The organism is Rhizobium sp. P1_E6 (assembly GCF_056405875.1).
In genome coordinates, this window is record NZ_JBFUBG010000030.1 from 1 (window position 1) to 21,721 (window position 21,721).

A 21,721-nucleotide genomic window follows, 5' to 3' on the forward strand; every position below is an offset into this window, starting at 1 on the left:
ATCGAAATGCTGCAGACCCCGCACAGCGATGAACTGGCTGACGGGCAGCAGCATCCAGCCCGTCAGCCCCGCCTTGCCGGGGGACGGCAGGCTTGGGTCAAGGATTGCGGCAGCCTCGGGAAAGCTTTCGGGAAGGGTCGCAAAGAGCGCGTCACGGATCAGTGCTGCGCGCTCCATGAGTTCCAGCGATTCGATGCCATCGGTTGCGAGCGCCGYGAACCGGCCGCTCTCGAAAGACGGCGCGTTGGCGGCGATGATATCTGCCATCCCACGCACGAGCGCCGGATGCAGAAGGTTCTTGAGTGGTTCCGGCATCGCATAATCTCCCTCTGACCATGCGATGCATGGCCCGGCGTCGGCTGGAGGTCAAGCGTCGCCGGAAAGACCCTCAGCGCCTGCAGACTTCGATGCGATAGGGTTGACCCCAACGGTCGTAGCGCCATTCCGGATGGCAGAAGCGCGGGCCATAATATTCAGGGTATGCAGGATAGTAAGCGTAGGAGCGCGGATAGTAGGCATAGGGTGCCGGATAAGCGGGACCCGAAGCGATCRCTCCGCCCACGAGGCCGCCGACGACGCCACCGGCTACACCGCCCCAGAAGGCATCGCGCGGCCTAGCGTTTGCGGTATCGGCTGATGCCAGCGAGGCGCCGGCAAATGTCAGTGCAATCAGGCCCGCCGCCATTGTCTTATGAAGAACGGACATGTCGATTCCTTTCATTGTAGGCTCGTCATTCAAGCCACGATCAGACTCTGCTCCGATCTCGGCGCGTTGATGGTCCCGCAAGCCGTGCGGGAATTAAATTTTCTCCATACTTGCCGCACCTGAATTGGGCTGTCGGCGTTTTCCCCGTGATCTTCTGACCATTTCAGCTTCGTGCAAGCCTTTGTTGTCACTCTGATTCATCAACTTCATGAGCCGGCTTGGAATTATTGCCTGTGGAATTTTATGGTTAACAGCTTGTTAAAGGCCTTGGCCTTATAGTTGTTCTAAGGGATATTTCATTCATTGCGGGAGTGAAGACTTTTTGATTTCTACCGGGGAACTCTTGGAGCTGGCCTGCCGCCGGATCGCTGATCTGGATACCCCGGCCTATGTCAAAAACAGCGAACTCCGCTATGTCGCCGTCAACGAGGCCTATGCCCGCTTCTTCGGCCGCGAAATCTCCGATTTCATCGGGCAGCGCAGCCGCGAGCTCTTCGAGCGCCCCGAAGAAGAGGAGCGCGAGGACCGCGAGCGTCGTGCGCTGGTTTTCGGCACGGAAGAGAGTGCCATCTCCTTCGACGCTGCCGGTCTTAGCCATGAACGGGTACTGATCGAGAGCTTTTCGCCCTCGCAGGACCGGGCCTATGTGCTCGGTATCTTCGAACCGCGCGAACCCCACCGCGCCATTCCTGAAGTTGCCGATACGATCGCTACCGATCTCGGCCGCATCCGCGAGACGCTCGAAAATCTCGATCATCCGATCGGCATCTTTGCGGAGGATGGCCGCCCGCTGATCGTCAATGCCGCCTATCGCAATGGCAGCAAACCTGCGCCAGCCGGCAGCACGCCTGCGCCGGCCAGCGAGACTGCCTGGCATGAAAGCGTGCGGGAGCGCGACCTGCTGCGTACCATCATGGAGGATCTTCCGGTCGCCGCTTTCGTGCGCGACGAGGATCACCGGCTGGTCTACGCCAACCAATATTACGAGACCTTTACCGGCCACGCCCGCTCCAGAGCGCTCGGCATGACCGAACACGACATGTTCGGGCAGGAGGCAGGCGAGGCGATTTACCGGGAGAACCTGCGGGCGCTGAGAAACGGCGTGCTGACCGAGGTCGAGAGCAATCTGCCGAATACCGACGGGGAAATCTTCCAGGTCATCTCCCGCGTCAACCGGGTCGTCACACCTGATGGCAAGCGCTATGTCGTCGGTTCCTTCTCCGACATCACGCCGCTGAAAGCGCGCGAGAAGGAATTGATCGAGGCGCGCGAACAGGAAGAAGTCCTGCATCAGGAAATCGAGAGCATCCTGCGCTCGCTGCCGGTCGGCGTGCTGATCCTCGATAACGATCACACGATTCTCTACGTCAATGACGAGTTCTACAGTATCTGGGAACTGCCGCTCGACGACCGTTTCGATGGGCGGCCGTTCATCGATGTCATCAAGCGCAATCACGAGCTCGGCCGCTACGGCGACACGCAGGCGCCGGAAGATATCTATACGTTTCGCAAGGGGCTTTTCGAGGCTACAAACCCGGAGCCGATCCAGCTCGACTGGGCTGCCGGCAAGTCGGTCATCTTCGACTCCAGGCGCATTTCCAGCAATCGCATCCTGCTGACCTATTCCGATATTTCCGCCGTGCGGGTGCGCGAACAGGAAATCCATGAGGCGCGCGAGGCACTCGAAAACCTCGGCGAGATGATGCGCGATGCGACGCATGCGATGCCGCAGGGGCTGGCGATCGTCCAGGACGGCGTGATCAAGCTTTCCAATGACGGGCTGGCCGACGTGCTGCACATTCCGGCCGAACTGACGGACGTTGGCCGGGAATGGATCGATCTCTTCCAGTTCTGCGCCAATCGCGGCGATTTCCACGACAAGGCGGTCGAAACGCTGGAGGAGTGGCGCGCCAATATCGCAGCGCGCCAGCCGATCTCCACCGTTTTCCATGTCGGCGGCGAGCGCTGGGTGAACATGGACGCCACCATCAGCGAACGGCAGCACTGGGTGGCGCTCTTCACCGACGTCACCGAGATGAAGCAGCGCGAGGAGGAGCTGACGGAGCTTCTGTCGCGCGCCGAGGCCGCCGATCGCGCCAAATCGGAATTCCTCGCCAATATGAGCCACGAGATCCGCACGCCGATGAACGGTGTGCTCGGCATGGCGGAACTGCTGGCCAAAACCAATCTCGATACGCGCCAGAAGACCTTCGTCGACATCATCGTCAAGTCGGGCAATGCGCTGCTGACGATCATCAACGACATCCTCGATTTCTCGAAGATCGATGCCGGGCAGATGAAGCTGCGCAAGGCGGCCTTCGATGTGATCGAGGCTGTCGAGGATGTGGCGACGCTGCTTTCCTCGCCCGCTGCCGAGAAGGATATCGAGCTTCTGGTGCGCGCGGCGCCCGATCTGCCTGCAGCCGTCATCGGCGATGCCGGGCGCTTCCGCCAGATCGTTACGAACCTCGTCGGCAATGCGGTGAAATTCACCGAGCGCGGCCATGTCTTCGTCGATATCGGCTCCGAGCCATCCGCCGGCGGCGAGATCATGGTCAGCATCCGCATCGAGGATACCGGCATCGGCATTCCGCCCGAGAAGGTGGACTCGGTCTTCGACAAATTCTCGCAGGTCGACGCCTCGTCGACCCGTCGGCATGAAGGCACGGGCCTGGGCTTGGCAATYACTGCCGGTCTCGTCGATCTCTTCGGCGGTTACATCGATGTCGAAAGCGAATGGGGCAAGGGCTCGATCTTCACCGTCAAGCTGCCTTTCGCCATTGCCGCCGCTCGCGTCGAGCCGAAGCCGCTGCCGATCAACGTGCAGGGTGCGCGCGTTCTTGTCGTCGACGATAACGAGGTCAATCGCCGTATCCTGACCGAACAGCTGAGTCTCTGGGGCTTCGACGGCGTTGCCGCAGAAGGTGGCGCGACCGCTTTTGCCATCCTTGAGGCCGCCGCCGACCTCGGCATCAAGGTAGATGCCGTCGTGCTCGACTACCATATGCCCGACATGAACGGCGCCGAAGTCGCCCGTCGCCTGCGGGCCGACAGCCGCTTCGGGGAATTGCCGATCATCTTCCTGACGTCGATGGATATTTCAGGGACGGAGAAAGAATTTGCGGCGCTGAACGGCCATGCGCATCTGATGAAGCCGGCGCGCGCCAATCTGCTCCGCAACACGGTTGTCGAAGTCGTGCGTGCAAACCGTGTCAAGCAGGCCTCCGAGGCCGAGATCACGCGGCTGCAGAAGGAAGTGGAGGTGGCGCCGCCGCCTGCGCCCGCTCCGAAGCGCGCTGCCGATTTCGTCGATGTCCTCGTGGCCGAAGACAACGAAGTCAACCAGATCGTCTTCACACAGATCCTGCAGGGAACCGGGCTTTCCTTCCTCGTGGTCAATAACGGGCAGGAAGCTGTCGAAGCCTGGGAGCAGCATACGCCGCGCCTGATCATGATGGATGTCTCGATGCCCGTCATGAACGGTCACCAGGCAACCAGAATGATCCGCCAGAAGGAGCAGGGGCAGGGGCACCGCGTGCCCGTGATCGGTGTGACGGCGCATGCGCTGGAAAGCGACCGGGAACTGTGCCTCGATGCGGGTATGGACGACTATATGTCCAAGCCGATCAGCCCGGAGCTGCTGGAAGACAAGATCCGTCAGTGGCTGGGCGGTGGCGAATTGCAGCCGGGCCGTTCGGGCTACTAAGGCTTGATCCCACAGAGCATTTCCCGCTTGCCGGCAAAGCCCTTGCGTCGCTCGACAGTAAAGCCTGCGGCGGCGAGATTGCGGCGCACGAAGCCTGCGGCTGCATAGGTGGCGAAGCTTCCGCCGGGAAATGTCTTTTCGCAGACGAGGCGCATCAGCTCTTCCGACCACATGTCGCCGTTGCGCGACGGGGCGAAGCCGTCGAGATACCAGGCATCGAAGACGGGAACAGCTTCGGCGACACCGTCGAGGGCGCGGCCACAGACGACGCTGAGTCTCGTCTGGTCGTCGAGATCAATCGAGACGATGCCTTCGGGCATATCCGGCCAGAGGGCCGCCAGCGCCTGCCGTTCGGTATCGATTTCGGGCCAGTGAGCCAGCGCCCGGTCGATTTCCTCCCGGCGCATCGGATAGAGCTCGAAGGACATGAAGTGCAGGTGCTGGCCGGGCTGGCGGTAAAGCTTCCATTGCCGCCATGTCTCGGAAAAATTCAGCCCGGTGCCGAAGCCGAGTTCGCCGATAAGAAAGGTCGGGCGATCGTTCCATCGTTCAGGCAGACCGTTTCCAGAGAGGAAGACGTGGCCGCATTCCAGCCGACCGTCGGTCTGGCAATAAAAATGGTCGCCAAAGGCGGTCGAATAGGGCATATCGCCGTCGCGCCATTCGAGGGGCTGCGGCTTGCCCGCGTCGATCTGATCGGGATTAATGTCTGTCATGGAAAAAGCCGATAGTCCGGCCCTGGCCTCGGGTCAATCATCCATCGATCTCCTGATCATCGGCGGCGGCATCATGGGGCTGTGGGCGGCCGTCCATGCGGAGCGGCGTGGCATTGAAACGCTGCTCGTCGATGCGGGCCAGCTCGGAGGCGGCGCAAGCGGCGGACTGCTTGGCGCCCTGATGCCGCATATGCCGGACCGCTGGTCGGAAAAAAAGCAGTTCCAGTTCGATGCGCTTGTTTCTCTCGAAGCAGAGATTGCCGCCATCGAAGAGGCGACCGGTCTTTCTGCCGGTTATCGGCGCTCCGGCCGGCTCATTCCGCTGCCGAAGCCACATCTGCGCAAGATTGCGTCAGGCCATTCCGCAGATGCCGAGGCCCATTGGAAGGCGGGGGAACGGCGGTTCCATTGGCATGTGCTGGACCGACCGCCGGGTGACGGCTGGATCGATGCGGCGGCCGGCGAGAGCGGTTTCGTGCATGATACGCTTGCCGCCCGCGTTGCGCCTCGTTCGCTTGTCGCTGCCCTGGCAGCCTTTCTGCGCAAGGCGAGGCATGTCCGTGTGCTGCAAAATATGGACATCCTGGACCTTGATCCGGTACGGGGAACGGCGTCGACCGGAGCCGGGACGATCGCCTTCGGGCGCTGCATCCTTGCCGCGGGATATCGCTCATTTCCCCTTCTGGAGAAGCTGACGCCGGGCCTGCAAAAACCTCTCGGACAAGCCGTGAAAGGGCAGGCTGCGCTGTTTGCCGCCGATATCGATCCCGGCTTGCCGACGATCTTCCGGGATGGGCTTTATGTCGTCGCGCATGAGGGCAGTCATGTGGCTGTCGGCAGCACCAGCGAAAACAGCTTCGCCGACCCCTTTTCCACGGACGAGCAGCTCGACGTGCTGATCGAGGCGGCCCGAGACATGGTGCCGGCGCTGCGCGATGCGCCTGTCATCGAGCGCTGGGCCGGATTGCGCCCCAAGGCGGTCGACCGCGACCCGATGGTCGGAGCGCATCCGGCGAATCGCAACCTCATTGCCTTGACGGGTGGCTTTAAGGTCAGCTTCGGCCTGGCGCACCGGCTGGCGGAGGCGGCAATATGCATCGCAAGCGATGTACCTACGGAATTTTTATTGCCGGAAAGCTTTGGAATTTCAAACCACATCGCGGTCTCTTCACGTTAGACGTGAATTAGAAACCGCTCCGCTTCGTTATTCTGTCATGCAAATCACCTATCTGCTTGCGCATCAAGGGCGCGGGACGCGATCCCGCGCTCATTTCATCCGATGGAGGAAATCGCATGCGCTATGCCATTTGCTTCACGCCATCAGCGAGCGATCCGCTCTCGCATGTGGCGGCCAGTTGGCTTGGCCGCAACGTATTTTCAGGCGATATGGTCGAGCCCCCGGCAATCCGCGGGCTCGGTATCCATGAGATCGCCTTTCATACGGCAGTGCCGCGTCGCTACGGATTCCATGGCGTGTTGAAGGCTCCTTTCCACCTCTCTTCCGAGGTGTCCGAATCGCAACTCCTGCGCGACATGATGCGGTTTTGCGGGACGCTTTCGCCTTTCCAGATTCCGCGTCTGGAAGTTGCGCGTCTCGGCACATTCTACAGCCTGTCACCGATCCGGCCCTGCGATCAGGTTCACTACGTCGCTTCGGCGATCGTTCAGGAATTCGATCGTTTCCGGGCGCCGCTGACCGAGGCGGATATCGAGCGCAGCGATCCTGATGGTCTTTCGGCGGCGCAATTTGCGAACCTGCATCGCTGGGGCAATCCTTACGTGATGGATGAGTTCCGCTTCCATATGCCGGTCACAGGTCCGGTCAACGCGGTCGACATGCCACGCATCGAGCAGGCGCTGCGATCGCTCTTCGATCCGGTGCTTGTCGAGCCGGTGACGGTCTCGAATGTCGCGCTGATGATCGAAGAAGGTGCCGGCGGGCCGTTCCGGGTCCACTCGCTGCATCCGATGGGCAAGGTGAGCGCGCGCAAGATCGCCTGAGGCGCCGAGCCTCGGGCCAAAGGTCATCTACGCACTTTTACGCCTCGACATTCCGCCAGTGGATGTTACCGTTTCACCTGTCTTTTCAGAAGGTGATTTGATGGTATCCGAGACCTATCCGCGCAATCTCGTCGGTTACGGGCGCAAGACCCCCGATCCGAAGTGGCCCGGCGAGGCGCGCGTCGCAGTGCAGTTCGTCATCAACTACGAAGAGGGCGGCGAGAGCTCTATTCTCGACGGCGATCCGGCTTCGGAAAACCTGCTGTCGGAAATCGTCGGCGCGCAGCCCTGGCCGAACCAGCGCAATCTCAACATGGAGTCGATTTATGAATATGGCTCCCGTGCCGGTTTCTGGCGGCTCTGGCGTCTTTTCACCGATCTCAAGGTGCAGGCAACCGTCTATGGCGTGACGCTTGCCATGGCCCGCAATCCGGAAGCGGTCGCCGCCATGAAGGAAGCCGGCTGGGAGATTGCCAGCCACGGCTATCGCTGGCTGGAATACAAGGATTTCCCGGAAGATCTGGAGCGTAAGCACATCCTTGAGGCTGTGCGGCTGCACACCGAGCTGGCTGGGGAGCGGCCCTATGGCATGTACCAGGGCAAGCCCTCCGACAACACGCTGCGGCTGGTGCAGGAGGAGGGCGGTTTCCTGTATTCTTCGGACTCTTATGCCGACGATCTGCCCTATTGGGTGAAGGGCATCGACGACAATCCTTTCCTCATCATCCCCTATACGCTCGATACCAACGACATGCGGTTTGCCACGCCGCAGGGCTTCAATTCCGGCGACCAGTTCTTTGCCTATCTCAAGGATGCGTTCGATACGCTCTACGAGGAGGGCAAGGAGGGCAGCCCGAAGATGATGTCCGTCGGCCTGCATTGCCGTCTCGTCGGCCGGCCGGGGCGCATAGCCTCGCTGCGACGTTTCATCGAATATGTGCTGAAGCACGACAAGGTCTGGATTCCGCGCCGCGTCGAGATTGCGCAGCACTGGCATGCGAACCATAAGCCGGAAACGATCTGATGATCTCGCGCAACGAGTTTGTGTCCCGCTTCGGCGGCGTATTCGAGCATTCGCCGTTCATTGCCGAACGGGCCTATGACGACGGTTTTGTCAGCGAAAAGCTGACAGTGGACCGCGTGCATACGGAGCTTGTGGCCATATTCCGCGCCGCGAGCCGAGAGGAGCGTCTCGGTGTCTTGCGCGCTCATCCCGATCTTGCCGGGCGGCTGGCGATATCGGGCGAGCTGACTGAAGATAGCAAAAAGGAGCAGGCGGGCGCCGGGCTTGACCGCTTGAGCCCCGCCGAACATGCGCGCTTCACCGAACTCAATTCCGCCTATACGCAGAAATTCGGCTTTCCCTTCATCATCGCCGTGAAGGGGCTGAACAAGGATGACATCCTTGCCGCTTTCCAAAAGCGGATCGACAACAGCAGCGACGAGGAATTCGTGACTGCGGCAGCACAAGTCGAGAAGATCGCGCTGCTTCGCCTGACATCCATGCTTCCGGAGACTTGAATGACCGATACCCCAGATACCAGCCTGCCAGCCTTCGCCACCGGCGCCATCAATCTCGCCTCGGCCCGTCTCGGCGCCAAGGGACTTTCTGCCACCGACGAATTCTTCGCGCCGCTGGAGCGCATGCTGCAGGATGTGCCGGCAAGCTTCGATCCGGATCTCTACGACGATAACGGCAAGTACATGGACGGCTGGGAAAGCCGCCGCAAGCGCGTTCCCGGCCATGACTGGGCGATCGTCAAGCTTGCCATGCCGGGCCGCATCTTCGGCTTCGATGTCGATACCAGCTATTTCACCGGCAATTACCCGCCGCATTGCTCGATCGAGGCTGCCTTCGTGGAGAGCGGCGACCCGACCGATGCGACGCAGTGGAGCGAAATCCTGACGAAGTCGCCGCTCGGCTCCAGCGCGCACCACTTCTTCGAAAATGCCGACAAGCAAAAGATCTGGACGCATCTGCGCCTGCATATCTATCCGGATGGTGGCGTGGCGCGCCTGCGGGTCTATGGTTCGGCCTATTTCGACTGGTCGAAGGTCGGCGCCGGCGAGGAAGTCGATCTCGCCTATATCTTCAACGGCGCGAAGGCGCTTGCCTGGTCGGATGCGCATTACGGCCATCCCGACAAGCTGCTCGGCCCCGGACGTGGCCTCAATATGGGCGATGGATGGGAAACCAAGCGTCGCCGCGGCCCGGGCCATGACTGGGCAATCATCCGCCTCGGTCATCCCGGCACGATCAAGCGCGTCATCGTCGACACCGCCTTCTACAAGGGCAACTTCCCCGACACCTGCGAACTGTTTGGCGCCTACCTGCCTGATCTCGGCGACACGCTTTCGGAGGCCGATATCGCTGCCTCCGAAAGCTGGAAGCCGATCCTGCCTCGCAGCAAGCTGCAGATGGACCATATCCATGAATATGGCAGCRACGTCGTTGCCGATATCGGCCCGGTCACACATGTGCGCTATGCCATGCATCCGGATGGCGGAACGATGCGCCTTCGGCTTCATGGGGTGAAGGCTTGAGTTCTTTCCTCTTTCCAACGCGTCCCTTATATTCGCGGCATCAGGAGTGATGCCGCGATGAGACCGTCGGAAGTGCTGGAGAAGAACAGGCAGGCGATCCGCGAAGCGACCAAGCGCTTCAACGCGACAAACCCGCGAGTCTTCGGCTCCGTCGCCCGCGGCGAGGATCGGCCGGATAGCGATCTGGATATTCTGGTGGATGCTTTGCCGGGCGGCACATTGCTGACACTTGGCGGTTTGCAGGACGCGTTGGAGCAAATGATGCTTGGCACGCCGATCCACTTGCTGACCCCCGGCGACTTTCCCGAACCGATCCGCATCCGGGTTCTTTCCGAGGCGAAGTCCATATGAACGAAAGTCGTATCCCGTATCTTCTCGAGCGGATGCGATCCGCGGCGGCCGAGGCCAACGCAATGATCGCGGATGTCAGCAAGCAGCGGTTTCTTGAGGATATTATCCTGCAGCGCGCTGTCGGGATGAGTCTCTTGATGGCGTCGGAAACAGCTGCTCAGCTGATGAAGATTCATCCCGAATTTCCTGTCGAGCACCCGGAATTTCCATGGGGGGCGATGCGCGGTATGCGCAACCGCATCGCCGATGGTTATTTCGACATTGATCTTGAGACAGTCTGGGCCACAGCCAAGGACGATGTGCCTGATCTGCTCGACAGGCTCGATCTTGTCCGCAACTGGCGTGCGCAGGGCGAATAGTAGGCAATGTCCCGATATCTCGACATACAACCTCTCACAAAGTCCGCCTTCGCGCCGTTCGGCGAGGTGATCGAAGCCGATCCGGCAAACATGCGCTCTATCAACGGCGGCAATACCGAGCGCTTCCATGCGCTTGCGGCACCCGAAGCCGTGGGCGAGGGCGCGCGGATCATCATCAATCTCTTTCGCGGCCAGCCACGCGGCTTTCCCTATGACGTCGGCATGATGGAGCGGCATCCATTCGGCAGCCAGAGCTTCTCGCCGATATCGGGCCGTCCTTTCCTCGTCGTCGTCTCCGAAGATGAGGACGGGCGCCCGGGGCGACCTCGGGTCTTTCTCGCCCGCGGCGATCAGGGCGTGAACTATCGGCGCAATGTCTGGCACCATCCGCTGATGGCGCTCGGCGAGCCCTCCGATTTTCTGGTTGTCGATCGTGACGGGCCTGGCAACAATCTGGAAGAATTCTTCTTCGACATCCCCTTCATCATCAAAGAGCCAGAGCTATGACCGGACTGACCACCCATGTTCTCGATACTGCTCTCGGCAAGCCGGCGCAGGGGCTGAGGATCGATCTCTTCCATATCGAGGGTGAGGTTCGCCACCATCTCAAGTCCGTCGAAACCAATGCGGATGGGCGGGTCGATGGCGGGCCGATCCTGATCGGCGAGAGCTTTCGAACCGGCACTTACGAACTGCTCTTCCATGCCGGCGATTATCTCAGGGCAAACGGCACGCCGCTGCCGCATCCGGCCTTCCTCGATCTCGTGCCGATCCGCTTCGGCATCGCGGATACCTCGGCGCATTACCATGTGCCGCTGCTGATCTCGCCCTATGGCTATTCCACCTATCGGGGCAGCTGACATGCGCTTTGCCGCGATCGCAGATATTCATGGAAACCATGCGGCTCTGGAAGCGGTGCTTGCCGACATGGCAGCACTGGGCATTACCGATATCGTCAATCTCGGCGACTGCTTCAGCGGTCCGCTGGAGGCTGGCAAGGTGGCGGACCGGCTGCTGTCACTCGCCATTCCGACCGTGCGCGGCAATCACGACAGATATCTGATCGAGCAGCGGCCGGAGGATATGCACATCTCCGACTCCGCCGCCTATGCGCAGCTCGACGCCGCGCATCTCGATTGGCTGCGGTCGCTGCCGGTCGACCTGATCTACCGGGATGAAGTCTATCTCTGCCACGCAACGCCTGAGGATGATAATCTCTACTGGCTGGATATGGCCGCTGCCGATGGCAGCGTGGTGTTCAGGCCGCAGGCAGAGATCGAAGCGCTGGCGGAAGGTATCGAAAGCCCATTGATCCTATGTGGCCACACACATATTCCGCGCATGGCGGCGCTGTCCGGCGGCCGCCTGATCGTCAATCCCGGCAGCGTCGGTTGCCCGGCCTATGATGACGACAAGCCCTATCCGCACAAGGTCGAAACCGGCCACGCGATGGCGAGTTATGCGGTGCTGGAAAAATCGGCCAGTGGATGGACGGCACAATTCCGCAATATCCGATACGACAACATGGCTATGTCGGCGTTGGCAAAGGCCAACGGTCGCCCAGAATGGGCGTCTGCGCTCGCGAGCGGTCGCGTGCGCTGAGCCTCGAGAATCTTCGTTTTTCCTCGAAGCACGAAGATGCTCTGTCTCTCTGTTTTTGCGCAATTCCCGGCGGAAAACCGCTGTGCACTTTTGCTGGAATTGCTCTATTGCCGCCCTGCGATGATCGAGGAATCGACATCCTTGATGTCGCGCTTGCCGCAGAGCGCCATGGTGATGTCCATCTCCTTGCGAATGATCTCGAGCGCCAGCGTGACGCCCTCCTTGCCCATGGCGCCGAGGCCATAGAGGAAGGGGCGGCCGATATAAGTGCCGCGTGCGCCGAGCGCGACTGCCTTCAGAACATCCTGGCCGGAGCGGATACCACCATCGATATGCACTTCGAGACGGTCGCCGACGGCATCGACGATCCGCGGCAGCATGCTGATCGTAGAAGGGGCGCCATCGAGCTGGCGACCGCCATGATTGGAGACGATGATGGCGTCGGCGCCGGTGTCGGCTGCCTGCTTCGCATCCTCGATATCGAGAATGCCCTTGATGATCAGCGGACCACCCCATTGTTCCCTAATCCAGGCGACATCTTTCCACGATAGCTGCGGGTCGAATTGTTCGTTCGCGAAGGTGGTGATCGAGGGAAGGTCGTCGAGGCCCTTGGCGTGGCCGAGGATGTTGCCGAAGTTGCGACGCTTCGTCTTCATCATCTCCATGCACCAGAAAGGGCGCGTCGCCATCTGCCAGATATGTTTCGGCGTGAATTTCGGCGGGGCGGACAGGCCGTTGCGCAGATCCTTGTGGCGCTGGCCGATGATCTGCAGGTCGGCGGTCAGTACCAGCGCTGAGCATTTGGCGGCTTTGGCGCGGTTGATGAGATCGACCACGAAACCCCTGTCGCGCATGACGTAGAGCTGGAACCAGAATGGTTTCGTCGTGGCGGAGGCGACATCCTCGATCGAGCAGATGCTCATGGTCGAGAGCGTGAAGGGTACGCCGAATTCCTCGGCGGCGCGGGCCGCCAGCATTTCACCGTCGGCATGCTGCATGCCGGTCATGCCGGTCGGAGCAAGTGCCACCGGCATCGACACGTTCTGGCCGACCATCGTCGTCTTGAGCGTGCGGTTGGTCATGTCGACCAGCACGCGCTGGCGCAGCCTGATATCCCTGAAATCGGCTTCGTTCGCGGCGTAGGTCGATTCCGTCCAGGCGCCGGAATCCGCATAGTCGAAGAACATCTTCGGCACGCGGCGCTGAGCCATTTTCTTGAGATCGGCGATGGTAAGCGGCGTGGCCATGAAGCAAACCTTCACATCTGAACGATGCTCTCGCATACCATGCTTTTTCCGCCTTTGGTATTTGATTCCAGGTCGGTTTTCGTCTCAGCCGGCAGCTTGGGAAAGCCCGCTTTTCATCGCCACGCCGGCCACATATGTTTCCGCCACGGAGCGGTCGTCGCCCATCGTCTGCAGCAGGAACAACTCCTCGGGAAGCGTCTTCACCACTTCCATCTTCAGGGCCATGGCAGGTGTCGCGGCGGCATCGAGAACGACGAGGTCGGCATCCGTGCCGGGCTCCAGCGTGCCGATCCTGTCGGCCAGCGAGAGTGCCTCGGCATTGCCGAGCGTCATGTAATAATAGCTGTCGAGCGGGTTCAGCCGTTCGCCCAGAAGCTGCTGGATCTTGTAGGCCTCGTCCATGGTCCGCAGCATGGAATAGCTGGAACCGCCGCCGATATCGGTGGCGACGCCGATACGAACAGGCTTCTCGCGGCGCGAGAGCGCCTTCAGCGGAAAGAGGCCGGAGCCTAGAAACAAGTTCGAAGTCGGGCAATGGACGGCGACCGCGCCGGTCTCGCTCATGGCGTCGGCTTCGCGCTCCGAAAGATGGATGGCGTGGCCGAAGAGGCTCTTCGGTCCGAGCAGGCCATAGCGGGCGTAGATATCGGTGTAGTCGATCGCCTCCGGATAGAGCTCGCAGGTGAATTTGATCTCGTCGTGATTTTCCGACAGATGCGTCTGGATGTGCAGGTCGGGGAATTCGCGGGCGAGTGCTGCCGTTGCCTCCATTTGGGCGGGCGTCGAGGTGATCGCAAAGCGCGGCGTGATGGCGACGTGGTTGCGGCCCTTGCCATGCCAGTCGGCAATCACCTGCCGGGTCTCGTCGTAGCCCATCTCAGGCGTGTCGAGCAGCCCCTGCGGTGCGTTGCGGTCCATCATCACCTTGCCGCCGACCATGCGCATGTTGCGGCGCAGAGCTTCTGCGAAATAGGCATCGGCAGATGTCTTATGAACGGAGCAATAGGCAACCGCCGTCGTCGTGCCATGGCGGATCAGCTCGTCGTAGAAATGCGTGGCTATCCTCTGCGCATGGGCGCTTTCGACGAAGCGGCACTCCTCCGGGAAGGTGTAAGTGTTCAGCCATTCCAGAAGGTTTGYGGCATAGGAGGCAATGACCTGCATCTGCGGGAAATGCAGATGCGTGTCGATCAGGCCCGGCATGATGAGATGCGGGCGATGATCGATTTCGCTGACGTCTTCGGGCGCCTTCGCCTTGATGTCGTCATAGGCGCCGACAGCTGCGATGATGCCATCCTCGATCAGCAGACCGCCATCCGTCTCATAAATATAGCTCTCGCTATCGGCGAGGCTGAGCGGGGCGCGGCGGAAGGAGAGCAGACGCCCGCGCAGGAGTGTTGTGGTCATTCTCGTTTGCCTTCGACTGCGCTTTCGAACCAGGCGACGAGCAGCTTGCGCTCGTCGGGGGTGATGTCGGTCACGTTGCCCGGCGGCATGGCATGGCTGCGGCCGGCCTGTATATAGATTTCCCGCGCATGCGCGGCAATTTCCGCGTCATTTTCCAGAGCGACGCCTTTCGGTGGCCGGGCGATGCCTTCATAGACCGGCTCTGCGGCATGGCACATGGAACAGCGTGTGGAGACGAGCTGCTTCACGGCGGGAAAATGCGGATCGCCGGCAAACTGCTGGAAGGCGGGAGCGACCGACGCGTTTTCATCTTCGCCCGTCAGCAACTTGGGCACGGTCGATAGCCACATGATGAGGATGAAGAGCACGACGGTGACGATCCAGGTCCAGGTCGGTCGTCCCTTGCGGGCATGAGTGGTGTTGAACCAGTGGCGGATCGTGACGCCCATCAGGAAGACCAATGCGGCGATCACCCAGTTGAAGGCGGTGCCGAAAGCCAGCGGATAGTGGTTCGACAGCATGAAGAAGATGACGGGCAGCGTCAGGTAGTTGTTATGGAGAGAGCGCTGCTTGGCCATGTAGCCATATTTGGCGTCCGGCGTTCGGCCGGCGATCAGGTCGGCGACGACGATCTTCTGGTTGGGAATGATGATCATGAAGACGTTGGCCGACATGATGGTGGCGGTGAAGGCGCCGAGATGCAGGAAGGCGGCGCGGCCGGTGAAGACTTGCGTGTAACCCCAGCCCATGAAAACCAGCACGACATAGAGGACTGCCATCAGGCCCCAGGTGTTCCTGCCGAGCGGCGATTTGCAGAGCAGGTCGTAGATGATCCAGCCGCCGGCCAGTGATGCAAGCGAGATCAGGATCGCCACCGGTCTGCTGATATCGAGCACATGGCGGTCGATCAGGAAGAGGTCGGCGCCGCCATAATAGACGATGCAGAGCATCAGGAAGCCGGAGAGCCAGGTGAAATAGCTCTCGTACTTGAACCAGGTCAGATGTTCCGGCATCTGCGCCGGCGCCACCAGATATTTCTGGATATGGTAGAAGCCGCCGCCATGGACCTGCCATTCCTCGCCGTGAACACCGGCGGGCAGATGCGGCCGCTTCACCAGCCCCAGGTCGAGCGCGATGAAATAGAAGGACGATCCGATCCAGGCGATCGCGGTGATGACATGGAACCAGCGCGCCGCAAAGGCCAGCCACTCCCAGGCTATTGCATATTCATACATTCAGTTCCCCTGTTCTTCTTCCCGACTCGTGAGATTGCGAGAAATTCAAGCGCGAGGAAAGGGGGCACGTGGGGTTTCTTGCCGCAGTGGAGATCGCAGGAAGAGCTTGCCGGGTGCGGCATTTGTGCTAAGGCATCGCCGACGACGCTAATAAGGAGCCGCTGAAACATGCAGATCGAAGTCCCTTGCCCGAAGTGCCGCAACACGCGCATGAAATTTCCGCGCCCGCAGCCGATCGACAGCGACATCATCACCTGCTTCAACTGCAATTTCGAACTCGGCACCTATGGCTCGATCAAGACCAAGATGGTGGCGATGCTGAACCGCGTTGCGGCTGCCGAGGAGCAGCAGAAGAAGCACTAATTCACGGTTTAAGCCGGTGCAGTCGTGCCGGCCGCGGCAAGGGGCCGTGCACCGATGTCGGTAAGCCGAGCCCGGTTCCTGAGAAGGCGGTAGCCGAGGCGCGGCAGCGTCATGATCCATTCCTGGCCATCCGGCTGTTGTCCGAGTGCCTCGCGCAGATGGGTGATCTGTACAGAAAGATTACCCTCCTCGACCATCAGCCCGGGCCAGCCCGCCTCAATTAAGGTGTCTTTTCCAACCTGGCGACCGTCGGGTATCAAGCAGCGCCTTGAGCAGTGAAATCGCGCGCTGGCCGAGCGCAACTGGCTGGCCATCCCGCAGCAAGCCGCTGCCGGGGTCGAGCATGAAACCGCCGAAAGCATATCACTGCTCTTCCGTCGCAGTGCTTATATCCGCGCAATTTGAGGTGGCAATCTGGTTGTACGCTGTGCTGTGGAGCGGACGTCTCATTTGCACGCCTTAAAAAATGGCGGATTTCTGCGACATTTTATCCACCGCTAATGCTCCAAAGTGGAGCAAACGATTCCTTGAAATGTGAAGATCGGGTTACAGTTTTGAAATACAGGCCGCCGGGATGAGGTGGAAACCGCATGACACTGGCGGCGCATTCATCGACGGAGAAGATGCCCATGCGCAGCATTCTGACATGCGTGATGATTGCCTATGCGTCGTTCGCGACAGCCCACGACGCCGCTACGGGTTGGAGTTACGACCCCTACTGTTGCAATGGAAATGCCGAAAACGGCGATTGCCAGATGATCCCGTCCAAGACCGTGGCCATCACGCCGGATGGCTATCGCGTGACGCTGAGACCCGGCGATCACCGGCTGGTAACGCGAAGCCATGTCTTCCTGCTGCCGATGACCAGGGCGATGCATTCAGGCGATAGCGACTACCATATCTGCCTGTTCCCGAACGAAGATACGCCGCGATGTTTCTATGCGCCCGATATGGGCTACTGAGAGGATTTAAGCCCCGCCATTTTGCGTGACATGTTCAGTCCTGCTCCACATCGAATTTCTGCAGCAGCCATTTCCGGAAATTTTTGATTTTCGGCACGTTCCGCCTGTTTTCAGGATAGCCGAGCCAATAGTCGCGCCCGTCATTGCCGGTCAGTTCAAAGGGCTGATAAAGCCTGCCGGCGGCGACATCGTCCTGGAAATGGCCGGGATTGAGCATGGCGACCCCGCCGCCGGCAATGGCGATGCTGGCATCGAGGATCTGGGTGCCGAATTCGCTTTTCGGATAGCGGGAGAGATCGGCGTCCTTGACTCCGGCCGCCGTGAACCATTCTGCCCACCAGGAATCGCCGGCGCTGATCAGGAAAAGCTTCAGCAGGTCTGCCGGCTCGTGGATGCCACCGATTTCGGCCGCGAGCTTGGGGCTCAGCATGGGGGAGTAATCAAGTCTCATCAGCCGATGACTGATCAGGCCCGGCCAATCGCCGCGACCCCAACGGATCGCCACGTCGGCGGCCTCTTTCTGGAAATCGACGATTGTGCCCGATGTGATCAGCCTCACCGCAATATCAGGATATTGCAGCTGGAACGCGCCGATGTAGCGCGAGAGCCATTGCTGGGCAAAGGTCGCCGTCGAATGGATCGTCAGCGTTTCCCCGGTCGCCTTGCGCATCGAGGCCATGGCTTCGATCAGAATGTTGAATGCTTCGGAGACCCTGGGCGCGAGATGTTTGCCTGCTTCCGTCAACTCGATCTGGCGGGGCAAGCGCAGGAAGAGCGGCTCGCCGATATTCTCCTCCAGAAGCTTGATCTGATAGCTGACCGCCGTCTGCGTCATGCCGAGCTCGTCGCCGGCTTTGGTGAAACTGCTGAGCCGAGCCACGGCTTCGAAGACGCGCAGCGCATTCAGCGGGAACTGCTTCGACAGCTTCATGGATAAGTTCTCTTTATGGATGCAGACGGTTGTTCGATTGGAATTGCAGCATTTTTCCCGGCAAACTGCAATCATCTCATCAAACCATCAAGGTGATGTCATGGATTGCCAAACTATCGAAGAGCGTTCTCCCACAAGAGAAGGATTGCTCACCATCACGATCCGCCGGCTGGCCCGGGGGATCGGCAGCCGGATGCCGCAGCTGGATATGGATGTCACACCCGATCGCATCAAGCGTGATCTCGGCTTCCTGGACGGACGCGATCCGCGTTACGAGGATGACCGGTTGCGATAGGCGGCAAGTGCGGTCAAGATTTCGGCTGCAGTCATGGCAGCGATCACCTCGGGGCGTTTGTCCTTCACCGCCGATCCGCCGATCGGCAAAGTAAGGCGATCGAGCCAGGAGCGTTCGCCGCCTGCCTCACGGGAAAGCCAGCTTGCAAAGGTTGCGCGTTTGGTCGCCGAGCCGATCATGCCGATGTAGGCCAGATCGGTGCGGGCGAGCGCTTCATGAGCGATCAGGAAATCCAGCGCATGGTCGTGGGTGAGGATGACGAGTGCCGCACCAGCAGGAATATCTTTCACCAATGCCTCGGGCATCGGCACCAACAGGCATTTTGTCCGAGCTGGAAGATTGGCAAGCTCATCCTGCCGGGTCTCGATGACGGTGACCGAAAGCGGCAGCGGGGCGAGTGCGGTGGCAAGGGCGCGGCCGACATGCCCGGCGCCGAAGACGTAGACCTCGGGCAGGCGTTCTGCCTCGTCTTCCTGCTTCTTCTCCAATTCGCCTCTGACCGCATCTGTCACATGCCGAAAGCGCAGTTGCGTGCGGCCGCCGCAGCATTGGCCGATTTCCGGTCCGAGCGGAATATCCATCATGTCAGTGCCGCCGGTGCCCGCCAGCAATTCGCGGGCATTGCCGATGGCGATGAATTCAAAGTGACCGCCGCCGATCGTGCCCCACATGCTGCCAGCCGCGACCAGCATGAAGGTGCCGGCCTCGCGCGGCGTCGAGCCCTGTGTATCGGTGATTTCGACGAGGATCGCTTCGGGCTGCAGGACCAGAAAGGCGCGGAAGTCGCTGCCGGGCACAAAACCGGAAAGGATCTCGCGCCGCGTCATGGCTACACCCTCTTCATCCTCTCGACAGCCATCAGCACACGTTCGGGCGTTGCGGGCGCATCGAGATGGGGACAGACGCGGTAGTTCGCGACACTGGCAACGGCCATGGAGAGCGCTTCGAGGACCGATATTGCCAGCATGAAGGGCGGTTCGCCGACGGCCTTGGAACGGCCGATCGTGGCTTCCGCATTCTCGGACCATTCGGCGAGTTGCACATTGAAAATCTTCGGGCGGTCGGAAGCGAGCGGGATCTTGTAGGTGGAGGGCGCGTGCGTGCGCAGGCGGCCCTTGTCGTCCCACCACAGTTCTTCGGTCGTCAGCCAGCCCATGCCCTGAACGAAGGCGCCCTCGACCTGGCCTATGTCGATTGCCGGGTTCAGCGAACGGCCGACATCATGGAGGATATCGGTGCGGTCGATCAGATACTCGCCGGTCAGTGTGTCGATCGAGACTTCGGTGCAGGCGGCGCCATAGGCAAAATAGTAGAAGGGCGTGCCGCGGCCGGCCTTGCGGTCCCAGTGGATCTTCGGCGTCTTGTAGAAGCCGGCAGCGGAAAGCTGCACGCGGGCGAAATAGGCCTGCTTGATGAAATCGGGGAAGGGGATTTCGATCTCGCCGACCCGCACGCGGTTCGGCAGGAAGGTGATCTCCGAGACCGGAACCTCCCATTTCTCGGCCGCGAAGGCGACCAGTCGTTCCTTGAGCTGGCGCGCCGCGTCATAGGCGGCCATGCCGTTCAGGTCCGAGCCGGAAGACGCGGCCGTGGCCGACGTGTTCGGCACTTTGGCTGTCGTGGTCGCCGTGATCTTCACCCTGTCGATATCGACCTGGAAGCTGTCGGCCAGGACCTGCGCCACCTTGGTATAGAGGCCCTGGCCCATCTCGGTGCCGCCATGGTTCAGGTGGATCGAGCCGTCCTGATAGATATGGACGAGCGCGCCGGCCTGGTTGAAGGCGGTCATGGTGAAGGAAATGCCGAACTTGACCGGCGTCAGCGCGATGCCCTTGCGGATGTAGCGGCTGTCTCGATTGAAGGCGACGATGGCATTGCGCCGGACGCGGTAGTCGGCGCTGTCCTCCAGCTCCTCGACCACACGGGCGATGATGTTATCCTCGACTTCCTGATGATAAGGCGTCGTCGTGCGTCCCGAGCCCGGCTGACCGTAGAAATTCAGCTTGCGGATATCGAGCGGATCCTTGCCAACGGCATAGGCGATCTCCTCGATGAAGCGTTCGGCGCCGAGCATGCCCTGCGGGCCGCCGAAACCGCGGAAGGCGGTGTTGGAGACCGTATGCGTCTTCAGCGGCTGAGAGACCAGGTGCACATGCGGATAGAAATAGCTGGAATCGGCATGGAAGAGCGCGCGGTCGGTGACCGGGCCCGACAGATCCGAGGAGAAACCGCAGCGGGCCGAATAGGTGGCGTCGACCGCATGAATGCGGCCCTCGTCATCGAAGCCGAGTTCATAGTCGACACGAAAATCGTGGCGCTTGCCGGTGGCGCTCATATCCTCGTCGCGGTCGGGGCGGAACTTGATGGCGCGTTTCAGCTTCTTGGCGGCGACTGCGGCAAGGGCTGCGAACTGGTTGCCCTGTGTTTCCTTGCCGCCGAAGCCGCCGCCCATGCGGCGCACGTTCACAGTCACGGCATTCGATGGAATGTTCAGAACATGGCCGACGATATGCTGGATTTCGCTTGGATGCTGGGTCGAAGACCAGACGGTGACCTCATCGTCCTCGCCTGGGATCGCCATGGCGATATGGCTTTCGAGGTAGAAATGTTCCTGGCCGCCGATGCGCATGCGGCCTTTCAGCCGGCGCGGGGCGTTTGCCATTTCTGTTTCGGGCTCACCCCGCTTCAGCGTCATTGGCGTGATGACGAGCGGGCTGCCGTTCTCGATGGCGCCGTCGATATCGCTCCAGTGCGGCAGATCGCGATATTCGATCGTCGCCTTGCGGGCGGCGCGGCGGGCGATCTCGCGGGTTTCGGCAATCACCGCAAAGATCGGCTGGCCGTGGAATTGCACCAGGGTTTCGGCAAGCAGTGGTTCGTCATGGCTACCGTTCGAGCTGACGTCGTTGACACCCGGAATGTCCTTGCCGGTGAAGACCCAGACGACGCCGGGATAGGCCGCGACCTCCGACAGGTCCATCGAGACGATCTCGGCATGGGCGCGGTCGGACATGCCGAGCGCGCCGTGCAAGAGATCCGAGGGTTCGGGAATATCGTCGATATAATCGGCACTTCCGGTGACATGCTTATGCGCTGAATCATGACGCAGCGAGACATGCATCTGGCCGTTGATGAGCTTGCGATCCTCGAAGGTAGACTTGTCCATTAGATGCCTCCTTCAGGAGGAAATGTGGTGCCGCGTGGCCCCCTCATCCGCCCTTCGGGCACCTTCTCCCCGCTGGGGAGAAGGGGATGCCGGGTCGTGTCGTTTCCCCCTTCTCCCCTCGGGGAGAAGG

At 60.8% G+C, this 21,721-nt stretch carries 23 protein-coding genes and 1 pseudogene; 14 read left to right on the forward strand and 10 right to left on the reverse strand.

Annotated features, from left to right (window positions below; translation table 11 throughout):
* Together AC1D35_RS16630 and AC1D35_RS16635 are read right to left on the reverse strand one after the other, a co-directional pair.
* Positions 1-315, reverse strand: a pseudogene (locus tag AC1D35_RS16630) (DNA alkylation repair protein); the annotation flags it as partial.
* 73 nt (positions 316-388) lie between these two features.
* Entirely contained in the window at positions 389-706 is a 318-nt protein-coding gene (locus AC1D35_RS16635) for a hypothetical protein (RefSeq protein WP_477939121.1), read from the reverse strand.
* A 322-nt stretch (positions 707-1,028) separates the two neighbouring features.
* Here AC1D35_RS16635 and AC1D35_RS16640 point away from each other — a divergent pair, with 322 nt between their 5' ends.
* Positions 1,029-4,412 carry a response regulator gene (locus AC1D35_RS16640; RefSeq protein WP_113308735.1) on the forward strand — a complete coding sequence of 1,128 codons (3,384 nt, stop codon included), beginning with the start codon at positions 1,029-1,031 and terminating at the stop codon, positions 4,410-4,412.
* Here the strand turns inward: AC1D35_RS16640 and mnmC2 are convergent.
* Positions 4,409-5,128 carry a tRNA (5-methylaminomethyl-2-thiouridine)(34)-methyltransferase MnmC2 gene (gene mnmC2 / locus AC1D35_RS16645; RefSeq protein WP_113308736.1) on the reverse strand — a complete coding sequence of 240 codons (720 nt, stop codon included), beginning with the start codon at positions 5,126-5,128 and terminating at the stop codon, positions 4,409-4,411. The genes AC1D35_RS16640 and mnmC2 overlap by 4 nt on opposite strands.
* On the opposite strand from mnmC2, the gene AC1D35_RS16650 reads away from it, so the two are divergent.
* The 10 genes from AC1D35_RS16650 to AC1D35_RS16695 all read left to right on the forward strand — a co-directional run bounded on the left by AC1D35_RS16650 (position 5,127) and on the right by AC1D35_RS16695 (position 11,985).
* The gene (locus tag AC1D35_RS16650) at positions 5,127-6,305 is read left to right on the forward strand and encodes an NAD(P)/FAD-dependent oxidoreductase (protein ID WP_113308737.1); all 1,179 of its coding nucleotides are present in this window, start codon (positions 5,127-5,129) and stop codon (positions 6,303-6,305) included. The genes mnmC2 and AC1D35_RS16650 overlap by 2 nt on opposite strands.
* Before the next feature lie 116 nt (positions 6,306-6,421).
* Positions 6,422-7,129 carry a DUF1045 domain-containing protein gene (locus AC1D35_RS16655; RefSeq protein ID WP_113308738.1) on the forward strand — a complete coding sequence of 236 codons (708 nt, stop codon included), beginning with the start codon at positions 6,422-6,424 and terminating at the stop codon, positions 7,127-7,129.
* Between the two features lie 100 nt (positions 7,130-7,229).
* Positions 7,230-8,153 (forward strand): allantoinase PuuE, encoded by a 924-nt coding sequence (puuE, locus tag AC1D35_RS16660; RefSeq protein WP_113308739.1) that lies wholly within the window; start codon positions 7,230-7,232, stop codon positions 8,151-8,153.
* Positions 8,153-8,650 carry a 2-oxo-4-hydroxy-4-carboxy-5-ureidoimidazoline decarboxylase gene (gene uraD / locus AC1D35_RS16665; RefSeq protein WP_113297460.1) on the forward strand — a complete coding sequence of 166 codons (498 nt, stop codon included), beginning with the start codon at positions 8,153-8,155 and terminating at the stop codon, positions 8,648-8,650. Before puuE ends, uraD begins: the two co-directional genes overlap by 1 nt.
* The gene (alc, locus tag AC1D35_RS16670) at positions 8,651-9,673 is read left to right on the forward strand and encodes an allantoicase (protein ID WP_477939126.1); all 1,023 of its coding nucleotides are present in this window, start codon (positions 8,651-8,653) and stop codon (positions 9,671-9,673) included.
* A 57-nt stretch (positions 9,674-9,730) separates the two neighbouring features.
* Positions 9,731-10,024 (forward strand): nucleotidyltransferase family protein, encoded by a 294-nt coding sequence (locus AC1D35_RS16675; RefSeq protein ID WP_113308740.1) that lies wholly within the window; start codon positions 9,731-9,733, stop codon positions 10,022-10,024.
* A gap of 32 nt (positions 10,025-10,056) precedes the next feature.
* On the forward strand, positions 10,057-10,383 hold the full coding sequence (locus tag AC1D35_RS16680) for a HepT-like ribonuclease domain-containing protein (RefSeq protein WP_477852553.1): 327 nt from the start codon (positions 10,057-10,059) through the stop codon (positions 10,381-10,383).
* A gap of 6 nt (positions 10,384-10,389) precedes the next feature.
* On the forward strand, positions 10,390-10,890 hold the full coding sequence (locus AC1D35_RS16685; RefSeq protein ID WP_113308741.1) for an ureidoglycolate lyase: 501 nt from the start codon (positions 10,390-10,392) through the stop codon (positions 10,888-10,890).
* The gene (uraH, locus tag AC1D35_RS16690) at positions 10,887-11,243 is read left to right on the forward strand and encodes a hydroxyisourate hydrolase (RefSeq protein WP_113297465.1); all 357 of its coding nucleotides are present in this window, start codon (positions 10,887-10,889) and stop codon (positions 11,241-11,243) included. Before AC1D35_RS16685 ends, uraH begins: the two co-directional genes overlap by 4 nt.
* A gap of 1 nt (position 11,244) precedes the next feature.
* Positions 11,245-11,985: a metallophosphoesterase family protein gene (locus tag AC1D35_RS16695; protein WP_113308742.1), complete on the forward strand. Its 741-nt coding sequence runs from the start codon at positions 11,245-11,247 to the stop codon at positions 11,983-11,985.
* A gap of 104 nt (positions 11,986-12,089) precedes the next feature.
* Here the strand turns inward: AC1D35_RS16695 and AC1D35_RS16700 are convergent, their stop codons facing one another.
* The 3 genes from AC1D35_RS16700 to puuD form a co-directional block, all read right to left on the reverse strand.
* Complete coding sequence (locus tag AC1D35_RS16700) at positions 12,090-13,232, reverse strand: alpha-hydroxy acid oxidase (protein WP_113308848.1); 1,143 nt, start codon at positions 13,230-13,232, stop codon at positions 12,090-12,092.
* Positions 13,233-13,316: 84 nt separating this feature from the next.
* Positions 13,317-14,639: a guanine deaminase gene (guaD, locus tag AC1D35_RS16705; RefSeq protein ID WP_477939129.1), complete on the reverse strand. Its 1,323-nt coding sequence runs from the start codon at positions 14,637-14,639 to the stop codon at positions 13,317-13,319.
* Entirely contained in the window at positions 14,636-15,874 is a 1,239-nt protein-coding gene (gene puuD / locus AC1D35_RS16710) for a urate hydroxylase PuuD (protein WP_113308744.1), read from the reverse strand. Before puuD ends, guaD begins: the two co-directional genes overlap by 4 nt.
* A 168-nt stretch (positions 15,875-16,042) precedes the next feature.
* On the opposite strand from puuD, the gene AC1D35_RS16715 reads away from it, so the two are divergent.
* On the forward strand, positions 16,043-16,237 hold the full coding sequence (locus AC1D35_RS16715; protein WP_113297469.1) for a hypothetical protein: 195 nt from the start codon (positions 16,043-16,045) through the stop codon (positions 16,235-16,237).
* An 8-nt stretch (positions 16,238-16,245) separates the two neighbouring features.
* On the opposite strand, the gene AC1D35_RS16720 is transcribed toward AC1D35_RS16715, so the two are convergent.
* Entirely contained in the window at positions 16,246-16,434 is a 189-nt protein-coding gene (locus AC1D35_RS16720; RefSeq protein WP_477852493.1) for a hypothetical protein, read from the reverse strand.
* A 432-nt stretch (positions 16,435-16,866) separates the two neighbouring features.
* On the opposite strand from AC1D35_RS16720, the gene AC1D35_RS16725 reads away from it, so the two are divergent.
* Entirely contained in the window at positions 16,867-17,199 is a 333-nt protein-coding gene (locus AC1D35_RS16725; RefSeq protein WP_113297641.1) for a hypothetical protein, read from the forward strand.
* A 34-nt stretch (positions 17,200-17,233) separates the two neighbouring features.
* Here the strand turns inward: AC1D35_RS16725 and AC1D35_RS16730 are convergent, their stop codons facing one another.
* Positions 17,234-18,130, reverse strand: coding sequence for a LysR substrate-binding domain-containing protein (locus tag AC1D35_RS16730; RefSeq protein WP_113308745.1), 897 nt, complete (start codon positions 18,128-18,130; stop codon positions 17,234-17,236).
* A 100-nt stretch (positions 18,131-18,230) separates the two neighbouring features.
* Here AC1D35_RS16730 and AC1D35_RS16735 point away from each other — a divergent pair, with 100 nt between their 5' ends.
* Positions 18,231-18,425, forward strand: a complete 195-nt coding sequence (locus AC1D35_RS16735) for a hypothetical protein (RefSeq protein ID WP_113297642.1) — start codon at positions 18,231-18,233, stop codon at positions 18,423-18,425.
* Here the strand turns inward: AC1D35_RS16735 and xdhC are convergent.
* Entirely contained in the window at positions 18,401-19,252 is an 852-nt protein-coding gene (xdhC, locus tag AC1D35_RS16740; protein ID WP_113308746.1) for a xanthine dehydrogenase accessory protein XdhC, read from the reverse strand. The genes AC1D35_RS16735 and xdhC overlap by 25 nt on opposite strands.
* A 2-nt stretch (positions 19,253-19,254) precedes the next feature.
* Positions 19,255-21,591, reverse strand: a complete 2,337-nt coding sequence (gene xdhB / locus AC1D35_RS16745) for a xanthine dehydrogenase molybdopterin binding subunit (protein WP_113308747.1) — start codon at positions 21,589-21,591, stop codon at positions 19,255-19,257.
* Between the last annotated feature and the right edge of the window lie 130 nt (positions 21,592-21,721).